Annotated in this window: 15 protein-coding genes; 13 read left to right on the top strand and 2 right to left on the bottom strand. The window is 35.6% G+C overall.

From position 1 onward, the window contains the following. Together OZP11_RS12785 and OZP11_RS12790 are read right to left on the bottom strand one after the other, a co-directional pair. A complete protein-coding gene (locus tag OZP11_RS12785; protein WP_281230950.1) occupies positions 1-1,566 on the bottom strand; it encodes a RagB/SusD family nutrient uptake outer membrane protein in 1,566 nt (521 codons plus the stop codon). Between the two features lie 14 nt (positions 1,567-1,580). Further along, positions 1,581-4,649: a SusC/RagA family TonB-linked outer membrane protein gene (locus OZP11_RS12790; RefSeq protein ID WP_281230951.1), complete on the bottom strand. Its 3,069-nt coding sequence runs from the start codon at positions 4,647-4,649 to the stop codon at positions 1,581-1,583. Between the two features lie 235 nt (positions 4,650-4,884). Between OZP11_RS12790 and OZP11_RS12795 the strand changes: the two genes are divergently transcribed. The 13 genes from OZP11_RS12795 to OZP11_RS12855 all read left to right on the top strand — a co-directional run bounded on the left by OZP11_RS12795 (position 4,885) and on the right by OZP11_RS12855 (position 21,186). Next, entirely contained in the window at positions 4,885-5,916 is a 1,032-nt protein-coding gene (locus tag OZP11_RS12795; RefSeq protein ID WP_281230952.1) for a LacI family DNA-binding transcriptional regulator, read from the top strand. Positions 5,917-6,091: 175 nt separating this feature from the next. Then, a complete protein-coding gene (locus OZP11_RS12800) occupies positions 6,092-7,444 on the top strand; it encodes an MFS transporter (protein WP_281230953.1) in 1,353 nt (450 codons plus the stop codon). A gap of 21 nt (positions 7,445-7,465) precedes the next feature. Further along, positions 7,466-8,122 carry a beta-phosphoglucomutase gene (pgmB, locus tag OZP11_RS12805; protein ID WP_281230954.1) on the top strand — a complete coding sequence of 219 codons (657 nt, stop codon included), beginning with the start codon at positions 7,466-7,468 and terminating at the stop codon, positions 8,120-8,122. A gap of 56 nt (positions 8,123-8,178) precedes the next feature. Then, positions 8,179-10,482, top strand: a complete 2,304-nt coding sequence (locus OZP11_RS12810; RefSeq protein WP_281230955.1) for a glycoside hydrolase family 65 protein — start codon at positions 8,179-8,181, stop codon at positions 10,480-10,482. A 27-nt stretch (positions 10,483-10,509) separates the two neighbouring features. Further along, positions 10,510-12,624: a glycoside hydrolase family 97 protein gene (locus OZP11_RS12815; protein ID WP_281230956.1), complete on the top strand. Its 2,115-nt coding sequence runs from the start codon at positions 10,510-10,512 to the stop codon at positions 12,622-12,624. A 123-nt stretch (positions 12,625-12,747) separates the two neighbouring features. Next, positions 12,748-13,491, top strand: a complete 744-nt coding sequence (locus OZP11_RS12820) for a carboxylesterase family protein (RefSeq protein WP_281230957.1) — start codon at positions 12,748-12,750, stop codon at positions 13,489-13,491. 1 nt (position 13,492) lies between these two features. Next, positions 13,493-14,035: a hypothetical protein gene (locus OZP11_RS12825; RefSeq protein WP_281230958.1), complete on the top strand. Its 543-nt coding sequence runs from the start codon at positions 13,493-13,495 to the stop codon at positions 14,033-14,035. A gap of 28 nt (positions 14,036-14,063) precedes the next feature. Then, positions 14,064-15,926, top strand: a complete 1,863-nt coding sequence (locus OZP11_RS12830) for a glycoside hydrolase family 13 protein (RefSeq protein WP_281230959.1) — start codon at positions 14,064-14,066, stop codon at positions 15,924-15,926. A gap of 286 nt (positions 15,927-16,212) precedes the next feature. Further along, positions 16,213-17,880: an alpha-amylase family glycosyl hydrolase gene (locus OZP11_RS12835; protein ID WP_281230960.1), complete on the top strand. Its 1,668-nt coding sequence runs from the start codon at positions 16,213-16,215 to the stop codon at positions 17,878-17,880. A gap of 194 nt (positions 17,881-18,074) precedes the next feature. Further along, positions 18,075-18,752 carry a glycerophosphodiester phosphodiesterase gene (locus tag OZP11_RS12840; RefSeq protein ID WP_281230961.1) on the top strand — a complete coding sequence of 226 codons (678 nt, stop codon included), beginning with the start codon at positions 18,075-18,077 and terminating at the stop codon, positions 18,750-18,752. Further along, positions 18,749-19,957, top strand: coding sequence for a BaiN/RdsA family NAD(P)/FAD-dependent oxidoreductase (locus OZP11_RS12845; RefSeq protein WP_281230962.1), 1,209 nt, complete (start codon positions 18,749-18,751; stop codon positions 19,955-19,957). The genes OZP11_RS12840 and OZP11_RS12845 overlap by 4 nt, the downstream gene beginning before the upstream one ends. Positions 19,958-19,963: 6 nt before the next feature. Then, on the top strand, positions 19,964-20,611 hold the full coding sequence (locus OZP11_RS12850) for an HAD family hydrolase (protein ID WP_281230963.1): 648 nt from the start codon (positions 19,964-19,966) through the stop codon (positions 20,609-20,611). A gap of 2 nt (positions 20,612-20,613) precedes the next feature. Further along, entirely contained in the window at positions 20,614-21,186 is a 573-nt protein-coding gene (locus tag OZP11_RS12855) for a Crp/Fnr family transcriptional regulator (protein WP_281230964.1), read from the top strand. Positions 21,187-21,230: the final 44 nt, after the last annotated feature.

Here is a 21,230-nt window from a genome sequence, read left to right on the forward strand (position 1 = left end):
TTAGTTTGGATACCCAGGATTTTGAGTTAATTTTGAATTAGCCTGTAATGCACTTGTAGGTATTGGGTACAATTTGTAAGTATCAGGAATTGAAACTCCGTCTTTCACCCCGCCTTTCCAAGGCCATAAATAAGATCCGCCTGTAAATTTTCCAAAACGAATTAAGTCTTGTCTTCTGTGACCTTCAAGGTTCAGTTCTCTGGCTCTTTCATTTAATACAAAATCCAGATTTAATTGTCCTGCAGTTATTAATCCTGCGTGAGATCTGTCTCTAACAGCATTAACATAATCCAAAGCTAAACTTGTTGATCCGCCTGCAGCTCCTCTTAATGCACACTCAGCATACATTAAGTAAGCATCTGCCAATCTGAATAAAGGAAAATCTGTATTTGAGAAACTTGTTGCATTCGATGATCCGTTGAAATTTGTATTTCTAAATTTTATACTTGGATAACCATCTACCCATTTCTTATAATCATTCATTTCATAAGCATGTCCTGTTGTCCAGAATAATTTTGCTCTGTCATCCGGAGAAGCTGCCAAATTACCATTATTAAACAAACCGTACCAAGCTTTAGTAGCTCTGTGTCCTCCCCATCCGTCAGTAGCACCAAAATCGTTAGGATTCATTGTCTCTGTACTTAGGTTTCCGTTTACAATATAAGTTGTATTACCATACGCCTGACTTACAACTGCATCAGCAATTAAAGTATAGATAATTTCAGGTGAAGAATCATTATCTCCAGAAAAAACACTTACAAAACTTGGCGCAAGTGTATATCCACCTTCATCAATTACTTTTTTAGTATACAATAATGCATCGTCATATCTTTGTGTTCCTGTATATACTTCTGCATTCAAATACAATTTTGCAAGCAGCATTCTTACCACATTTCTATCTGCTTTACCATAAGATTTTGTTGGAGTAATTACACCTTCAATATCTTTTAACTCAGATTCTATAAAATTGAAAAGCTCAACTCTTGTAGATTCATCCTTTGGTGTTGACGTATTAATATCATCTTCTGTTGTAATAGCTCCTTTACCAAAACAATCTGTTAGATAATAATAAGATAATGCTCTTAAAAAACGTAATTCCGCAATGTGATTTTCTCTGTTTGGAATATTAGCCGAAGACGTTTTTAAAATCTTAATCAAATTACTTGACTGAGAAATTGTGTAATAAGCTCTGTCATATAAGTATCTGAAAAACTTATTATTTGGTGTCCATCCGCTTGTTGTTGTTAATTGATCAAGACCATCATCTCCCCAACGGTTTTTCATACCATCTGCAGAAAAATCCTGCAAGTTTATGATACCTCTAAGAAAAGCTGCTTCTCCCGGGTCCTGAGTTACTACATCTGAAGAACCCGGTCCGTCAGGTCCTGAAAGAGCAAAAGTTCCATAAATCTTAGAAACCAAACCATCTACGGCATTTGGATCTTGCTCTAAAAGCTTCTCCAGGGTCAATTCTACTTTTGGTTCTGTATTTAAATCATCTACGCAGGAAGCGAAAGAGAAAAGAACTAAAAAAGCGCCTATAATCTTAAATTTAAACTGATTCATCTTTATATTTTTTATTAAAAGTCTAAGTTAAGACCAAAACTGAATGTTCTTGATCTTGGATAGAAATTATTATCAATTGCATTGAAATTCTCTGGATCTACTCCTGTATAATCTGTTACAATAAATACATTGTTTGCAGATGCGTATAATCTTAAAACAGCTCCTTTTATAGCTTTGTCAAAATTATATCCAAGAGTTATGTTTTGACAGCGTAAGAAACTTGCATCTTCCAAATAAAAATCAGAGAATGGTACATTTCCGTTGATTGTTTTAAAATCAAATTCAGTATCCAAAACATTTGTCAAACTTATTGAGTTAGCCGGTAATGCTTTATCAATAAAACCTGATTGCAATTTTCTTGCGTTATATACTTTTCCTCCAATTTGACCATTGAAAGTAGTTGTTAAATCAAACTTTTTGTAGTTTGCCGTAAGTCCAAAACCATAAGTCCAGTTTGGTCTTAAAGCAACATACGATCTGTCATTATCATCAATCTTCCCGTCTCCGTTTTTATCAACAAAAGCATTTTCGATTGGTCTGTTATTTGAATCATAAACCTGCTCAAAAACCCAAGCAGAATATGGCTGCTGTCCTACGGTATTGTAAGCAATTTTCTGACCTGTTCCTACTGGTATTCCAGATGCATTGTCAACATTTGTGGTTCTGTTGTTCAAATCAGTAATTTCACCAATGTTATATGCAATGTTTCCATTAACAGCTAAATTAAAGTTCTCTTCTCTTATTACTTTAACATTTAAGCTAGTTTCAATACCTTTATTTTTCATGCTTCCAACATTTGAAACGAATTCATTTGTCAAAGCTTGTCCAGGAGAAGCTGAAACTACAGAAAGTAAGTCTTTTGTATATTTTTGATAAGCATCGATACTACCTGTAACGATATCATTTTCAAAGAATCCAAAATCAATCCCTACGTTATATGTAGTTGTTTTTTCCCAAGTAAGATCCTCGTTATAAGGTTTTGCATAATATCCGTTTATTCCCGGAATATAAGTACTTGATGCACTTGTTGGTGCAAAAAGAGCACTGTAAGGATAAGATCCTGCAACTCCTGTAATATCCTGCTGGCCTGTAATACCGTATCCTAATCTTAGTTTTAAATCATTGAATGTTTTTGATTCTTTTAAGAATGACTCATCTTTAAGTCTCCACGCAAATCCCGCTGCAGGGAAATAACCCCATCTTTTATTTTCTTTAAATAAAGAAGATCCGTCTGCTCTTAAAGTCAATGTAAACAAATACTTGTTTAACAAGTCAAAATTACCTCTTCCAAAGAATGACTGTAAGTTTCTCTCATTATAGTATCTGTTATTTGCATTAGCCGGGTTTGGCGTAACTTCTCTTGAACCATTTGATGTATTATATCTAAAGATTTGTTTATTCCCATCGGTAACAAAGTTCTGATAAGAATATCCCGCCTGAGCATCTAATCTTGTAACGAATCCATTCAAGCTTTTGTTATAAGCGAAATAAGCGTCTAACGTTTTGTTATTAACCGTTTGATTTTCTGCATAATTCAATCCTGGATTAAATACATAAGTCGGTGGGTTAGTTGCTGCAGAGTTATTAATTTGATAAGTCTGAATAGCGTTATCACTATAAACCTCTGTAATTTTTGTTTTAGAAGCCTCAATACCTCCATTTACAACTGCTCTTAAGCCATCTACAAATGGTATTCTATAATCTAATTCAATATTTCCTAATAATTTCTGAACTTCCTCAGGACGTGTTCTTTGGTTTAAAATCGCTAAAGGATTCTGCGCACCACTGATAGAATTATTTGTATTTAGTAATTGATAATATCCTCCAAAAATACCACTTGATGCACCCGGGCTGTCATAAGCAGGCTTGGTAGGATCCATTCCTAAAGCACTTCCAATAACTGCATCAGCATCTATAGCATTCTTTTTAACAGAGATACCTTTAGCATTAATATCAATTTTTAAATTATCATTTAATAAAACAGGTGAAAGTTTAATCGATCCTGTATATCTCTCTAAATCATTTGTTCGAACAACTCCTTCGTTTTTAGCATAACCAACAGAAGCTCTAAATGGAACTTTACCAAATAAATTTGCTCTTGCGCTGAAATTATTATCTGTAGAAATTGATTGTCTGTAAATTAAATCCTGCCAGTCTGTATTATATAATGTTCTTCCTTCTATTTGAGGAGTCGCAGGATTGTCTATTGCGCCACTTCCATCAGGCACACCTAACAAATTAGTATATCCTGGGTGGTACTTTTGCATAAAAGCTGTAAATTCTGGTCCTGACATCATATCAACAGGATTATTAACTTTCCCTACTGTTATGTTTGATGAGAAGTTGAATTTAGGAGCTCCGTTAACACCTTTTTTAGTCGTAATGATAATTACACCATTTGACGCTCTTGAACCATAAATAGCTGTAGCAGAAGCATCTTTTAAAATAGCGAACGTATCGATGTCATTAGGATTAATTAATGTTAAAGGGTTAGAAATACCTGCCGGATTTGTGTTATCGATAGGCACACCATCAATGATAATCAATGGATTATTATTTCCTGACAATGAACTTCCTCCTCTAATTCTAATATTAGGATTAGCATCTGGCTGACCACCGTCTGTAGTAATTCTAACACCTGCCGCTCTACCAACAAGAAGCTGATCTGCTGAACCTACCGGTCCTTTATTAAGTTGATTGGCAGATAAAACCGTTACAGCACCTGTTGCGTCTTTTTTCTTAACAGTACCATAACCTACCTGAACCACTACTTCCTGAAGCTGATTCGTATCTTCTTCTAAAGTTACATTAATAGTTTTTTGTCCGGTATAATCAATTGTTTCTGTTTTGTAACCAATGAAAGAAACAACAATCTTACTACCGCTTTTTACATTCGACAGCTGGTAATTTCCATCAAATCCAGTCGATGCACCGTTTGGAGCACCCTGCACATTTACATTTACTCCCGGTATTGGCTGACCTGTTGCTTTATCGACAACAGTCCCGTTTAAAGTGTTTTGAGCTAACACACTAAAAGGCAACAATAGGAATAAAAATAACAACTTTTTGTAAATTGTTTTCATACTTTTTGTTTAAATTAGTTTGAGTTTGTGATTGTTAGTTAAGTTTTTAATTTTACTTCGAATTCCAAAATTATGAATTTATTAACGTGCTCAACCAGAGGCAATTTTTATTACTTTACGAAAACGTGGTAGTGTTGAAAACTTTCTATTTTTTGTAATCTTTTAGCGTTAAAATTGTCAATTATAAAAATATCAGATACCTTTATTATTAATTAGATTTTTTTCAACCAACCTCATGAAACGTAAAATAACCTTAAAACAAATCGCAAAGGAACTTGACGTATCTATTTCAACTGTCTCAAAATCATTGAGAAACAGTCTGGAAATCGGAGAAGAAACACGCCTGAAAGTTCAGGCTTTTGCCAAGTTTTACAACTATAAGCCAAACAATATTGCCCTTAGTTTAAAAAATCGAAAAACCAAAAGTATTGGTATTATTATTCCGGAAATTGTACATTATTTTTTCTCTACTGTAATCAACGGAATCGAACAGGTTGCCAATGAATACGGATACAGTGTAGTAATCTGTGTTTCAGACGATTCCTTTGATAAAGAAGTCTTAAATATGGAGATGCTGGCCAACGGAAGTATCGACGGTTTTATCATGTCGCTCTCTAAAGAAACACAGTTCAAAGGCGACTTTCACCATATTACCGAAGTCATAAATCAGGGCATGCCCGTTGTAATGTTTGACCGCGTTACAAACGATATTTTATGCGATAAAGTAATCATTGATGACAAAGCCGCAGCATACGAAGCCGTTCAGAGTTTAATCGATAACGGACGCAAAAAAATAGCACTCGTAACTACTGTCGATTACGTAAGCGTTGGAAAACTCAGAACCGATGGGTACGAAAAAGCGCTTTTGGACAACGGAATTCCGTTTAACGAAGATTTAATAATCAAAATTGAAGACGTAGAAACCTGCGAAATCACCATCAGCCAGCTTTTAAACGACAGAGCTTTTGATGCCGTTTTTGCCGTAAACGAACTTTTTGCCGTAACCATTATCAAAACCGCAGCAAAAATGGGACTTAAAGTTCCGGAAGATTTAGCCGTAATCGCTTTTACTGACGGAATCATCTCAAAATACTCAACGCCAACTATTACTACCGTAAGCCAAAGCGGTGAAAAAATGGGCAATAAAGCTGCTAAAATGCTCATTGAAAGGATCGAAGCAGAAGAAGACGAAGATGAAGAACATACTGAAAATTATACCACAGAAGTCATCGAAACTCACCTCATAAAAAGAGAATCTACTGACTAAAAAACTTAAAATCAACACTTTCTAAAGCCATAAAAAATATTTATGGCTTTTTTATTGGTATTTATAAAAAAATAATTAATACTTTTACCGCGTCAAGGCTTTTAGTTTTACTTCGAAAAAAACAGCAAGTTTTGATAAGCAAAGCGCTTATCGTATAATTTTTCACAATTACGATATGGAAAAGCGTAAATTAAGTTTCTGGGAAATTTGGAACATGAGTTTCGGTTTCTTAGGAATACAAATGGGGTTTGCACTTCAAAATGCAAATGCCAGCAGAATTCTTCAAATTTTTGGTGCCGACGTACATGAACTTTCATGGTTCTGGATTATTGCTCCCCTGATGGGATTAATAGTACAGCCTATTATTGGCCACTACAGCGATAAAACGTGGGGGAAATTCGGAAGAAGAAAACCTTTCTTTTTAGTAGGTGCTATCTTGGCTTCGGTAGGATTAATTTTAATGCCTCAGGCCAATATTTTCATTTCTATTTTACCCGCTTTATGGGTAGGAGCCGGAATGTTGATGATCATGGATGCTTCTTTCAACATTGCCATGGAGCCGTTTCGTGCCCTTGTTGGCGACAACTTAAGAACAGATCAGCGTACGGCAGGATTTAGTATCCAAACTTCATTAATTGGTTTTGGAGCCGTAATTGGTTCAGCATTACCTTATATTCTAACAAAATATTTTGATGTGCCTAACAGCACAGTCCCGGGAAGTGTTCCTTTAAACCTCACGCTGTCATTTATAATAGGCGCTGCGGTTTTAATTGGTTCGATCTTAGTAACGCTATTCACAACAAAAGAATACTCTCCGGAAGAACTGGCAAAATTTGAAGATCCGCAAAATGAGGTGGTTTCTGATTCTGAGGAAAAATCAAAAATCACAGACATCTTTACCGATTTTGCAAAAATGCCAACAACAATGCGCCAGCTTAGCTGGGTGCAGTTTTTCTCCTGGTTTGGATTATTCGGAATGTGGGTATTTACTACTCCGGCCATTGCTCACCATATTTACGGACTACCGTTAGAAGACACTTCAAGCCAGCAGTATCAGGATGCAGGTGACTGGGTTGGAATTCTATTTGGGGTTTACAACTTAGTTTCTGCCATTGTAGCTTTGTTTTTCCTGCCTTACATCGCAAAAAAAATCGGTCGAAAATCAACACATTCACTTTCATTGGTTATTGGAGGAATTGGTTTAATATCTATTTATTTCATGCCAAATGAAAACTGGGTTGTACTGCCAATGATTTTAATAGGAATTTCATGGGCGAGCATCCTTGCTATGCCTTATGCTATTCTTGCAGGATCTATAACACCTAAAAAAATGGGTGTTTATATGGGAATCTTCAACTTTTTTGTTGTAATCCCACAAATCGTAAATGCGCTAATTGGAGGGCCAATTGTAAAATACGTTTACAATGGTGATGCAATTTACGCCCTTATTACAAGCGGTGTAAGTTTCCTAATTGCCGCTGCATTAGTCTACAAAGTAAAAGATGTAGACGACTTTCAAAAATCGTAATCAAAAAGAACTTTTCCTATAATGAACAAAAAGGCATTTATATTCGACCTTGACGGAGTTATTGTAGACACCGCTAAATACCACTTTTTGGCCTGGCAGAAAATCGCTCAGTCATTAAATATAAATTTTACCCACGAACATAACGAACTTTTAAAAGGCGTAAGCCGCGTTCGTTCGTTAGATATTATACTTGAATTAGGAAATGTTCAGGCTTCTCAGGAAGACAAAGACAAATGGCTTATTCAAAAAAACGAAGATTATTTATCTTACTTAGTTGACATGGATGAAAGCGAAATCCTTCCGGGGGTTTTTAAAATCCTGCAGCTGTTAAAAGATCAAAATCAAGGAATTGCATTAGGTTCTGCCAGTAAAAACGCAAGACCGATTCTGGAAAAAACCGGAATCATTTCGTACTTCGATGTTATTGTCGACGGAAACGATGTAACCAATGCAAAACCAGATCCTGAAGTTTTCCTAAAAGCAGCCCAATTATTACAGATTGACCCAAAAAATTCAATCGTATTTGAAGATTCTGTTGCCGGAATTCAGGCAGCTAACATTGCAGAAATGGCAAGTGTTGGAATTGGCGAGGAAACAATTCTGCATGAAGCTGATTATATTTTTAAAGATTTTACTCATATCGACGAAAACTTTATAAAATCACTAATCAACAAATAAAAAATTTAATCAATCAATCATAAATCAATCAATCACAAAAAACACTGTAAAAACAAATGAATCAAGATTATATAAAACCAGACAATTGGTCGATTATCGAAGAAGGATTTGACGTAGAAAGAGTAAAATCGTCTGAAAGTCTTTTCAGTATCGGGAACGGTGCTATGGGACAGCGTGCAAATTTTGAAGAGACCTATTCCGGCGAAACCTTTCAGGGAAGTTACATCGCAGGAATTTATTATCCGGACAAAACAAAAGTGGGCTGGTGGAAAAACGGTTATCCGAAATATTTCGCCAAAGTTCTAAATGCCCCAAACTGGATTGGAATTGACATAGAAATCAACGAAGAAAACCTTGATTTACATAATTGTACCGAAGTTAGAAATTTTAGCAGAGAATTGAATATGAAAGAAGGATGGTACAATCGTTCTTTTGAAGCTGTTCTTAAAAACGGGACCGAAATTGCGGTAAATATTCGTCGTTTCCTTTCACTGGATTTAGATGAAGCCGGAGTAATAAAATATGATATTACGCCATTAAACAAAGATGCAAAAATTGTTTACAAACCGTATATCGATGCAGGTGTAACCAATGAAGATGCAAACTGGGAAGAAAAATTCTGGGAACCTCTTGAAGTTAAAAAAGGCACAAACGAAGCTTTTGTAACAGCTCAGACTTTCAAAACGCATTTCAAAGTAACTACTTTCATGCACAATACGATTTTTGCTAATGGTGAAGATGCTCATATTTCGCCTTCAACAATCGATTCAACGCACGATAAAGTTCAGTATACTTACGGAACTATCATTGCAAAAGGACAAACCTCAACAATCCAAAAAATTGGAGGTTACACCGTTTCTTTAAATCACGAAAATACTTTGGCTGGAGCCGAAAAAGTAATTAAATCTGCTGTGGCGTTAGGTTACGAAACGCTGCTTCAAAACCAAATCGATGCCTGGGCAAAAGTTTGGGAAATGTCAGACATTACTATTGAAGGTGATGTTAAGGCGCAGCAAGGAATTCGTTTCAACATCTTCCAGTTAAACCAAACGTATTCAGGAAAAGACAGCCGATTAAATATTGGTCCAAAAGGATTTACCGGAGAAAAATACGGAGGATCTACTTATTGGGACACTGAAGCTTATTGTATTCCGTTTTACATGGCTACAAAAGATCAGCAGGTTGCAAGAAATTTATTGACGTACCGTTACAATCAATTGGATAAAGCAATTGAAAATGCAAAAGACAATTTAGGTTTCAAAAACGGAGCGGCTTTATATCCAATGGTGACCATGAATGGTGAAGAATGTCACAACGAATGGGAAATCACACACGAAGAAATTCACAGAAACGGAGCGATTGCTTTTGCGATTTACAACTACAACCGTTACACGGGAGATTACTCTTATATTCCGGAAAAAGGTTTAGAAGTATTAATTGGAATTGCGCGTTTTTGGCATCAAAGAGCTTCTTTCTCTAAAGACAAAAATCAATATGTAATTCTTGGAGTTACAGGCCCGAACGAATACGAAAACAACATCAACAATAACTTCTACACGAATTATATTGCAAAATGGTGTATTGATTTTGCTGCGGAACAAATCACTAAAGTAGCTTCTGAATATCCTGCAGATCACAAAAGGATAATGGATAAAGTGAATCTTTCTGCCGAAGAAATTCAGGAATGGAAAAAAGTGGCAGACGATATGTATTTCCCGGTTTCTGAAGAACTTGGAATCTACTTACAGCAAGACGGTTTCTTAGACAAAGATTTAGTTCCTGTAAAAGATTTAGATCGTTCTCAACGCCCTATTAACCAAAAATGGTCGTGGGACCGTGTGTTGCGTTCGCCATACATCAAACAAGCCGACGTTTTACAAGGTTTCTATTTCTTCGAAGATCATTTTTCTAAAGAAGAATTAAAACGCAATTTCGAATTTTACGAATCCTTTACAGTTCACGAAAGTTCGCTTTCGCCTTGCGTACACTCGATTCAGGCTGCGGCTTTAGATAAAATGGACATGGCATATACATTTTATTTAAGAACTTCTCGTTTGGATTTAGATGATTACAACAAAGAAGTCGAAGAAGGTTGTCATATCACGTCAATGGCCGGTACATGGATGAGTATCGTGGAAGGCTTTGGAGGAATGCGTGTTAAAAATGACCAGCTTCATTTCTCACCAAAAATTCCAAAAGAATGGAAAGGGTATTCGTTTAAAATTAATTTCAGAAACCAAATTCTTAAAGTATCTGTAAATCATAACGAAACAACTTTTATTGTAGATGGTGAACAAGATTTAACAATTGTAGTGAATGGAAATCCTGTAATTGCAAGTAAATTTGTACAAATAAATTAAATTACAATACTCTAAAATCTAAAAAACATGAAAAACTTATTTTTCGCCAGTTTAGTTTTGTTTGCGATGAGCACGATTGCTAAAGCGCAGCAATTAAAATCTCCCGAAGGAAAGTTCGTAATGGAATTTTCGCTTCAAAGCGATGGAACTCCAACTTACAATTTAAAATATAAAAATAAAGAAGTTGTAAAAACCAGTAAATTAGGTCTTGAACTTAAAGATGATAAAAAATCTTTATTAAACGACTTTACAATTGCTGATACCAAAACCGCATCTTTTGACGAAACCTGGAAACCAGTTTGGGGAGAAGTAGATCACATTAGAAATCACTATAATGAATTGGCAGTTACTTTAAACCAAAAAAGCACAAACAGACAAATCGTAATTCGTTTTCGTTTGTTTGATGATGGTTTAGGTTTCCGTTACGAATTCCCAGCGCAAAAGAACCTTACTTACTTTGTAATCAAAGAAGAAAGATCTCAATTTGCCATGACTGGAGATCATACAGCTTTCTGGATTCCTGGAGATTACGATACTCAGGAATACGATTACACAAAATCTAAATTATCAGAAATTAGAGGTTTATCTCAAAAAGCATACACAGCAAACGTTTCTCAAAAATCTTTTTCGCCAACAGGAGTGCAGACTTCTTTGATGTTGAAAACGGCTGACGGAATCTACATCAACCTGCACGAAGCGGCTTTGATTGACTATTCTTGTATGCACTTGAATTTAGATGACAAAAACTTAGTTTTCGAATCTTGGTTAACTCCTGATGCAAAAGGAGATAAAGGTCATATGCAGGCACCAAATCATTCGCCGTGGCGAACAATTATCGTGAGCGATGATGCAAGAGAAATTCTTTCATCAAAAATGACTTACAACTTAAATGATCCTTCAAAAATTGACAATACTTCCTGGATTAAACCAGTAAAATACATTGGTGTATGGTGGGAAATGATTACAGGAAAAAGCTCTTGGTCATACACAAACGATTACCCAACAGTTCAATTGGGTGTTACAGATTTCGCAAAAGCAAAACCAAACGGAACGCACGGAGCAAACAATGCTAACGTAAAAAAATACATTGACTTCGCCGCACAGCACGGTTTTGACGCTGTTTTAGTAGAAGGATGGAACGAAGGCTGGGAAGACTGGTTTGGGCATTCTAAAGATTATGTTTTTGACTTCTTAACTCCTTACCCGGATTTTGACGTAAAAGGTCTTCACGAATATGCAAAATCTAAAGGTGTAAAAATTATCATGCACCACGAAACATCAGGATCTGTTCGTAACTACGAAAGACACATGGATGCTGCCTACAAATTCATGAACGATAATGGGTACAATGCTGTAAAAAGCGGTTACGTAGGTGATATTTTACCAAGAGGTGAAAACCACTACAGCCAATGGATCATAAACCACTATCAGTATGCTATTGAAAAAGCAGCTGATTACAAAATTATGGTAAACGCTCACGAAGCTGTTCGTCCAACTGGAATCGCAAGAACGTATCCAAACTTAATTGGAAACGAATCGGCAAGAGGAACAGAATACCAAGCGTTTGGAGGTTCTAAACCTAATCACGTTACTGTATTGCCTTTTACACGTTTAATCGGTGGACCAATGGATTATACGCCTGGAATCTTCGAAATGGATATCAGCAAAATGAATCCTGATAACAAATCGCATGTAAACAGTACAATCTGTAACCAATTAGCTTTATACGTTACCATGTACAGCCCATTACAAATGGCTGCTGATACTCCTGAGAACTACAACCGTTTCCCGGATGCATTCCAATTTATTAAAGATGTCGCTGTAGACTGGTCAGAAAGTAAATATATCGAGGCTGAGCCCGGAGATTTTATCACTGTTGCCCGTAAAGCAAAAGGAACAAACAACTGGTTCGTTGGAAACGTAAACGGAGAAACTTCTCGTACATCAAACATCGATTTCAGTTTCCTTGAAAAAGGTAAAAAATATACAGCAACAATTTATGCTGATGCAAAAGATGCGCATTACAAAACAAATCCGCAAGCTTATACCATCAAGAAAATCGCTGTAACTAATAAATCAAAATTATCGCAGTTATCTGCTCCCGGAGGAGGTTACGCGATTAGTATTATTGAAACCAAATAACACTTCAAAAAGGCAAGTAATCCTCCCCAAGATTTACTTGTCTTTTTTTTAAATTGTTAAAACATATCCTAACAGGTTTAAAAGCCTGTTAGGTATTATAGCAGCCTATTTATCCTAAAAGGATTGGAAAACCTTGCAGGAACGAACGAAAAAACGACCTGTACAATGAATTATAAGTTAAAATTTCTAATTCTTTTGATAACCTTCTCAGGAATCAATCTATATTCCCAAAACAAAGTTGCGGCAAAATATGATTACCTGTTATATCTGCCAAAAAACTATTCAAAAGACACTAAGAAATATCCGCTTGTAATTTATCTGCATGGAGGTTCGCAAAAAGGAAACGATCTGAATAAACTGAAAATCTACGGTCTACCCTATTTAGTAGAAAAAGGTCAGAATTTCGATTTTATAATAGCTTCTCCGCAATGTCCGGATAACAAATACTGGTCAACTGAGAATTGGTTTGAATCGCTTTATGCCGAATTAAATTCGAAATACAGAATCGATACAGACCGAGTTTATCTAACAGGAGTTAGCATGGGAGGTTATGGAACATTCATTACAGCATTGGATTTTCCAGACAAATTTGCAGCCATTGTACCGTTCTGCGGCGGAGTAAACGACAGCGATTTAGTCCGAATCTGTAATTTAAGTAAAATTCCTGTTTGGGCTTTTCACGGAACTGCCGATGATAAAATTCCATTTAGTGAAACCGAAAGAATTGCAAAAGATCTGGAATCCTGCGAAAGCAATAAAAATTTCAAGTTTACCCGTTTAGAAAATGAAGGTCATGAAATTCAGTATTTATACGAAACAAAACCTGAAATATACAAATGGATGCTCAAGCAAAAGAAATCTAAATAATATGAAACAGTCAATAATCATTTTCATAAGCTTATTACTTTTTAGTTGTAGCCAAAAAGAGAAAGCATTTGACTCATTTGAATATTCTTTTGGGGGAACATTTAGTGAACTTTATTCTCTTAAATTCACCGAAAATGATACTGTATATGTATATCAAGAATGGATTAGAAGAAATTTTGATGATAGTATTTCTCAACCAAAAAGTAAAACGCAATACTATGGAATTATAAATTTGAAAGAAAAATCAAAGTTATATGACTACATAGGGAGAGTCAATTTATTTAAATACAAATCAGAGTATTATGAAGACTACCTTGATGGAAGTTTATATGCTCTAGAAATTAAGAAAAATAATAAGACTAAAACAATATTAGTTCATAGTCATGAAGTTCCAAAAGAGCTTGACTCAATTTCAGATTGGATTGGTAATATAAAGAAACAACTCGTATTAAAAGAAACTGAGAAGCATATAAATTATGTAACTTCAAATTTAGTTTTTCCGCCACCGCCTCCATCACCTCCGATTAAAAATAGTAACAATTAATTCTTCAAGAATTTTTAAAATACAAACTATGAAAAACCAAAAAACATCACTTATCTATAATTTACTCCTATTGGTTTTATTGTTTTCCGCTTCTGCGAAAGCACAAATCCAAAAAGTAGAACCACCTTTCTGGTACGCAGGAATGAAAAATTCGGAACTGCAGATTATGTTCTACGGAAAAAACATTTCGCAATACGAAGCTTCGGTTTCCAACAATGTTGCGATTAAAAATGTCGAAAAAACAGAAAACCCAAACTACCTTTTCATAACCATTGATACGAAAGATGTAAAAGCTTCTGAATTAGTTTTTTCATTTAAAAACAATAACAAAGTTGCTTTTAAACAAAAATATACGCTTAAAGAAAGAAGAGCGAATTCTGCCGACAGAAAAAGCTATGATGCATCAGATTTAATCTACTTAATCATGCCGGATCGTTTTGCAAACGGAAATCCGAAAAACGACAGCGATGCTTCTTTAACTGAAAAAGGAAACCGTCAAGATCCAAGCGGACGTCATGGCGGCGATATCGAAGGAATCATCAAAAACCTAGATTATATTTCGGCTCTTGGTGCCACTACAATCTGGAGCACACCTTTATGCGAAGACAACGACAAACAACATTCGTACCACACTTACGGACAATCTGATGTTTACAGAATTGACCCTCGTTACGGAACAAATGAAGATTATGTTCGTCTTTCTTCTGAAATGCACAAAAAAGACATGAAACTGGTTATGGATTATGTTACCAATCACTGGGGAATTACACACTGGATGGTTAAAGATTTACCAACAAAATCATGGCTTAATCAATTTGAAAACTACACACAAACACACCACAGACGTGAAGTAATTACAGATATTCATGCTTCAAAAATCGATCAGGAAGTTTGTGTTGACGGCTGGTTCGTGCCATCTATGCCAGACTTGAATTTAAGAAATCCTCTTGTTGCAAAATACTTAACTCAAAACGCGATTTGGTGGATTGAGTATGCAAATCTTGATGGTTTCCGTGTAGATACTTATAATTATTCAGATAAAACCGCAATGGCAAATTGGGCAAAAGCAATTACAACTGAATATCCTAATTTTAATATTGTGGGCGAAATCTGGATGCACAATCAGGCGAATTTAGCTTTTTGGCAGAAAGACAGTAAAATTGGAGCAATTGAAAACTACAATTCAAACCTTCCATCTGTAATGGATTTTACGCTTCAAAGTCAGATCACTTCTGCTTTCAACGAAGACGAACCAAACTGGGACAGCGGATTGATCAAATTCTACAACAATTTTGCGATGGATTTCTTATATCCAAACACCAATAATATTTTGGTTTTTGCCGAAAATCACGATACAGATCGTATGAATGATAAATTCAAATACGATTTACCAAAATACAAGCTGGCAATGACTTTGTTGGCTACAGTTCGTGGAATCCCACAAATTTATTACGGTTCAGAAATTGGAATGGGCGGTGATAAAAGCAAAGGCGGAGATGCCGATATTCGTCAGGATTTCCCAGGCGGATGGGCTGGCGACAAAAACAACGCTTTTACAAAAGAAGGAAGAACTCCGGAACAAGCTGCGTACTTTGATTTCAGTTCAAAATTATTCAGCTGGAGAAAAACAAACGAAGCGGTTCATTTCGGAAAAATGACACATTATATTCCTGAAAATAATACATATGTATATTTCAGATATACAGATGCTAAAACGGTAATGGTAGTTTTCAACAACAATGCAAAAGAACAGGTTGTAAAAACAAACCGTTTCAAAGAAAGCATCAAAAACTTTAAATCAGGAAAAGATGTTATCACAGGGAACGTTTTCGATTTAGCTTCTGAAATTAAATTGGAACCAAAATCAGCTTTGGTTTTAGAATTGGAATAAATTTTATTTAAACACATAGAAACATAGATTTTCTAGCTCAATAAAGGCGTTTCACTTATTTAAACAAACATAGTTTTAGCCCGCTAAACTATGTGTAAATGATCAATCATTTATTTAAATCTTTTCAAGATAAGTAAAGCCTATGAATCTATGTGTTTAAAAATTTTCCACCACAAATTCACGAATTTTTACTCTCTAAGATTGTCAAAAAATAATTCGTGAATTGCTTCGCCTATTCGCTATCGCTCGAGTCGCGGCTATTTTTTAAAACAAAAAATCCTGAATAATGAAAAAATACACTTTCCTTTTTTTATCTTTAGTATTCATAATTACGGGTTGTTCTGGCTCAAAATCAGTTACAATGAATAACAAGAATACTTCGAAAACACCTTTCGTCTGGGAAGGAGCAAATGTTTATTTTTTACTTACAGACCGTTTTTACAACGGCGATAAATCAAACGATTTAAATTTCAACCGAACCAAAACGCCTGGAAAACTTCGCGGATTTGAAGGCGGTGACATCATCGGAATCACTAAAAAAATCGAATCAGGATATTTCGAAAAATTAGGAATCAATGCTATTTGGCTTACGCCGATTGTAGAGCAAATCCACGATGGTGTTGATGAAGGAACTGGATTGAGTTATGGTTTTCATGGTTATTGGGCAAAAGATTGGACAGCTCTCGATCCAAACTTTGGAACCAAAGAAGATTTAGCCAAACTTGTAAAAAAAGCACACGAACGAGGTATCAGGATAGTTCTGGATGGCGTAATCAATCACACAGGACCAGTAACTCCAGAAGATCCCGTTTGGCCTTCTGACTGGGTAAGAACCGGCGTTGTCTGCGATTACAAATCGTTTGAAACAACAACAATGTGTACTTTAGTCGAAAATCTTCCGGATATAAAAACCGAAAGCACTCAAAATGTAGAATTACCTCCGTTTTTAATCGAAAAATGGAAAAAAGAAGGACGTTACGAAAAAGAAATTGCTTCGTTAGATGAATTTTTCAAAAGAACAGGTTATCCAAGAAGTCCGAAATATTACATTATAAAATGGCTTACTGATTATATTTTAGAATTTGGAATTGATGGTTATCGCGCAGACACGGTAAAACACACCGAAGAAGGCGTTTGGGCCGATTTCAAAAAAGAATGTGATTACGCTTTTGAAACCTGGAAAAAACACCATCCAATGCAGGTTTTAGATCAGAATCCGTTTTACACCATTGCCGAAGTTTACGGTTATGGAATAAGCGGCGGGCAAGATTATGATTTTGGAGATCGAAAAGTCAATTATTTCCAAAATGGCTTCAACAGCATGATCAATTTTGAATTTAAATGGAATGCTGGACAAAGCGATTATGAAACTTTATTTTCAAAATATTCCAATCATTTAAATAATGAATTAAAAGGATTTTCGGTTCTTAATTATGTTTCTTCTCATGATGACGGACAGCCTTTTGATGCTAATCGTGTGAAAGGTTTTGAGGCAGGAACAAAACTTTTGCTTTCTCCTGGAATGTCGCAGGTTTATTACGGAGACGAATCCAATCGTTCTTTGGTTGTTGAAGGAACTCAAGGTGATGCAACTTTACGCTCGAACATGAATTGGAACGATATTCAAAATAATCCAGATACGCAGAAAATGCTTTCTCACTGGCAGAAATTAGGTCAGTTTAGAAGAAATCATCCTGCAGTTGGAGCTGGAGTTCATAAACAATTAAGCAGTCAACCTTATTTGTTTTCACGAATCTATTCTAAAGGATCATTTACAGACAAAGTACTAATTGGTTTGGATTTACCTGAAGGACGTAAGGAGCTTTCTGTGTATTCTCTTTTCGAAAACGGAACTAAATTACGCGATGGTTTCTCTAATCAAGTAACAGAAGTTGTTGATGGAAAAGTAATTATTGACAGCGAATTCGGAATTGTTTTATTAGAAAAGATTTAAAAAACTTAACCGCAAAGGTCGCAAGGAAAAAGCGCAAAGCACGCTATATTTTTTTAGCCACAGATTATTGGATTAAAAAGGATTTAAAAATCTGTGTTAATCCGTATAATCTGTGGCTATATAATTTTTAATAAATTCCTTGTGACCTTTGCGTAAAACTTTGCGACCTTTGCGGTTAGAAAAAAACTCAGAAAATGCTAAAAATAGCTCATAGAGGTGCAAAAGCATACGAACCTGAAAATACACTTCAAGCTTTTCAAAAAGCCTTAGATCTACATTCAGACGGCATCGAATTAGATGTTCACCTAAGTGCTGACGAACATATAATCGTAATGCACGACGAAACCATCGACAAAATGACCAACGCAAAAGGTGAAATCAACAAATACACTTTAGCCGAATTAAAATCATTTCTAATAGCTGGCAAACTTCAGATTCCTACCCTAAACGAAGTTTTTGATTTAGTCGATAAAAAATGCTTCATCAATGTGGAGTTAAAAAACGCCGATACTTCAAAAAATGTAGTTTCGTTAATTGAAGAATACATCAATGAAAAAGGCTGGAATTATGACCATTTTATCATTTCGAGTTTTGATTGGAATGCTTTAACAGCGGTTCAAAAACTAAATCCAAATATTCCGATTGGTGTTTTAACAGAAGAAAATGTTGATGATGCTTTGGCTTTCTCCGAATCGATAAAAGCAAAAGCAATTCATCCCGATTTTCAGTTATTGAATAAAGAAAACGTTCAGCAAATAAAGGAAAAAGGATTCTTGGTTTTCCCTTGGACAGTAAACTCCGAAGAAGACATTCAAAAAGTAAAAAGTTATAAAGTAAACGGAATTATCTCTGATAATCCAGACAAAATATGATTAAAAATTTCGATATCATCATCGTTGGCGGAGGCGCTGCAGGATTTTTTACCGCAATTAATATTGCTGAGAAAAACCCGAAACTTAAAATCGCCATTTTAGAAAGAGGAAAAGAAGTCCTTTCTAAAGTCCGTGTTTCTGGAGGCGGACGATGCAACGTTACACACGCTTGTTTTGAGCCCAACGAATTAGTGAAGTTTTACCCAAGAGGCGAAAAAGAACTTCGCGGACCGTTTCATCAATTCTGTTCCGGAGATACGATTGAATGGTTTGAAAAACACGGTGTCGAATTAAAAATCGAAGAAGACGGGAGAATGTTTCCGGTTTCTAATTCGTCACAAACTATTATAGACTGCTTTTTAAAAGCAACTGATAAACTCGGAATTAAAGTATTGACAGGACAAAGCGTTCAGTCGATTTTCAAGAAAGAAAATCACTGGAAAATTGATACTCAAAACGAAAATTTTGCGACTGAAAAACTGATTATGGCTACAGGAAGCAACCCAAAAATCTGGGAAATGCTTCAGGAACATGGTCACGCTATTGTCAGCCCTGTTCCTTCCCTATTCACTTTCAACATCAAAGATCCGCGAATTAAAGAATTGCCTGGTGTTGCAGCACAAGTTACCGTAAAGGTAAAAGACACCAAATTAAAATCGACAGGACCTTTGTTAATCACACATTGGGGAATGAGCGGCCCCGCAATCTTGAAACTTTCGGCTTGGGGAGCGCGCATTCTGCACGATAAAAATTATCAGTTTACCATTTTTGTAAATTGGTTAAATGACGTTGATTTTGAAGATGCAGAGAAAATCCTAAAAGACTTAAAACAGGAACACGCTAAAAAAGCAGTTTCTAAAAAATCTCCTTTCGATTTCCCGAATCGTTTATGGGAAAGTTTGGTTTTAGCTTCTGGAATTGATGCGGAAACCAAATGGGCAGATTTATCTAAAAACCAATTGCAGAACCTAACTTCACAATTAACAAAAGCCGAATTTAAAGTCAACGGAAAAAGTACTTTTAAGGAGGAATTTGTAACGGCTGGCGGAATCGATTTAAAGGAAATCAACTTCAAAACAATGGAAAGCAAAATTCACGAAAACCTTTATTTTGCTGGTGAAATTGTCAATATCGATGCCATAACAGGAGGATTTAATTTTCAGAATGCCTGGACAAGCGGGTTTATTCTAGCTCAAAATATTTAATACAACATGAAATTTAAAGGAATTATTTTCGATTTAGACGGCACATTAGTCAATTCATTAGAAGACATTTCAGATGCGATGAACAAAGTACTTCAAGGTCTAAATTACCCAACTCATACTTACGAAACCTATCAATATTTTATTGGAAGCGGATTGCGAAATTTGGTTAGCAAAGCACTTCCTTCAACTAACAATTCAGACGAACAGATCGAAATTTGTTTTGAATGTATGATTAACGAATATCGCGAAATCTGCACGCTGAAAACAAAACCTTACGACGGAATTGTCGAGTTGTTAGAAAATCTGACATCACAAAACATTAAAATGGCCGTGTTCTCGAACAAAGCCGATGAATTGACAAAGAAAATAGCATCGGAAATATTTCCAAATCATTTTGATACAGCGGTTGGTTTGAGCACAGAAGCACTTAAAAAACCAAATCCGTTTGAAGCTTTAGCAATTGGCAAGAAATGGAATTTAAAACCCGAAGAAATTCTTTTTGTAGGAGATTCTGATATTGATATGCAAACCGCAGTAAATGCCAATATGTTTCCTGTTGGGGTTACTTGGGGTTATAGAACAGAAGAAGAATTGAAAAACAGCGGTGCAAAACTGGTTGTCAATAGGGCTTCAGAATTGATTGAGATTTTATAAAAATGCATCTCTCATTACAAAAACAAATCACAGCAATTGCCTCATTTTCTGAAAATGAAATCGAGACAATTGCTTCTTGTTTTGAATATGAAACCTTTAATGCCAAAGAATATATTTCGGAAATGGGAAAAATCAGCAACAAGATTTTTTTCATTTTAAACGGATTGGCGAGAGTGTATTACTTAAAAGATGGAAAAGAAATCACAACCTATTTAAGCTGTGATGAAGGTTTTATTGCTTCGTATTCCAGCTTTATCAATCAGACACAATCATTTGAAAATATTCAGTGCATCGAAGATTGCGAAGTGCTTTCGATTACTTTCGAAAAAATGCAGTTTCTGTATCACCAAATCCCGAACTGGGAACGCGTTGGAAGAATTTTAGCCGAACAGAATTACCTTTGCATGGCAGATCGTGTTTTAAAACTTCAAATGATTCCTGCCAAAGAAAAATACCAGACTTTTTTAGCATCGGCTCCAGCCAAAATAATTCAGCGAACGCCTTTAATTTATATCGCATCTTTTCTCGGAATTACTCCCGAATCGTTGAGCAGAATCCGTCAGGACATTTCTTAACATTTATCAAGTGGATTGAAAAACTGAATTCGAATCTTTGTCAA

This window comes from Flavobacterium gelatinilyticum (genome assembly GCF_027111295.1).
Lineage (GTDB): Bacteria > Bacteroidota > Bacteroidia > Flavobacteriales > Flavobacteriaceae > Flavobacterium > Flavobacterium gelatinilyticum.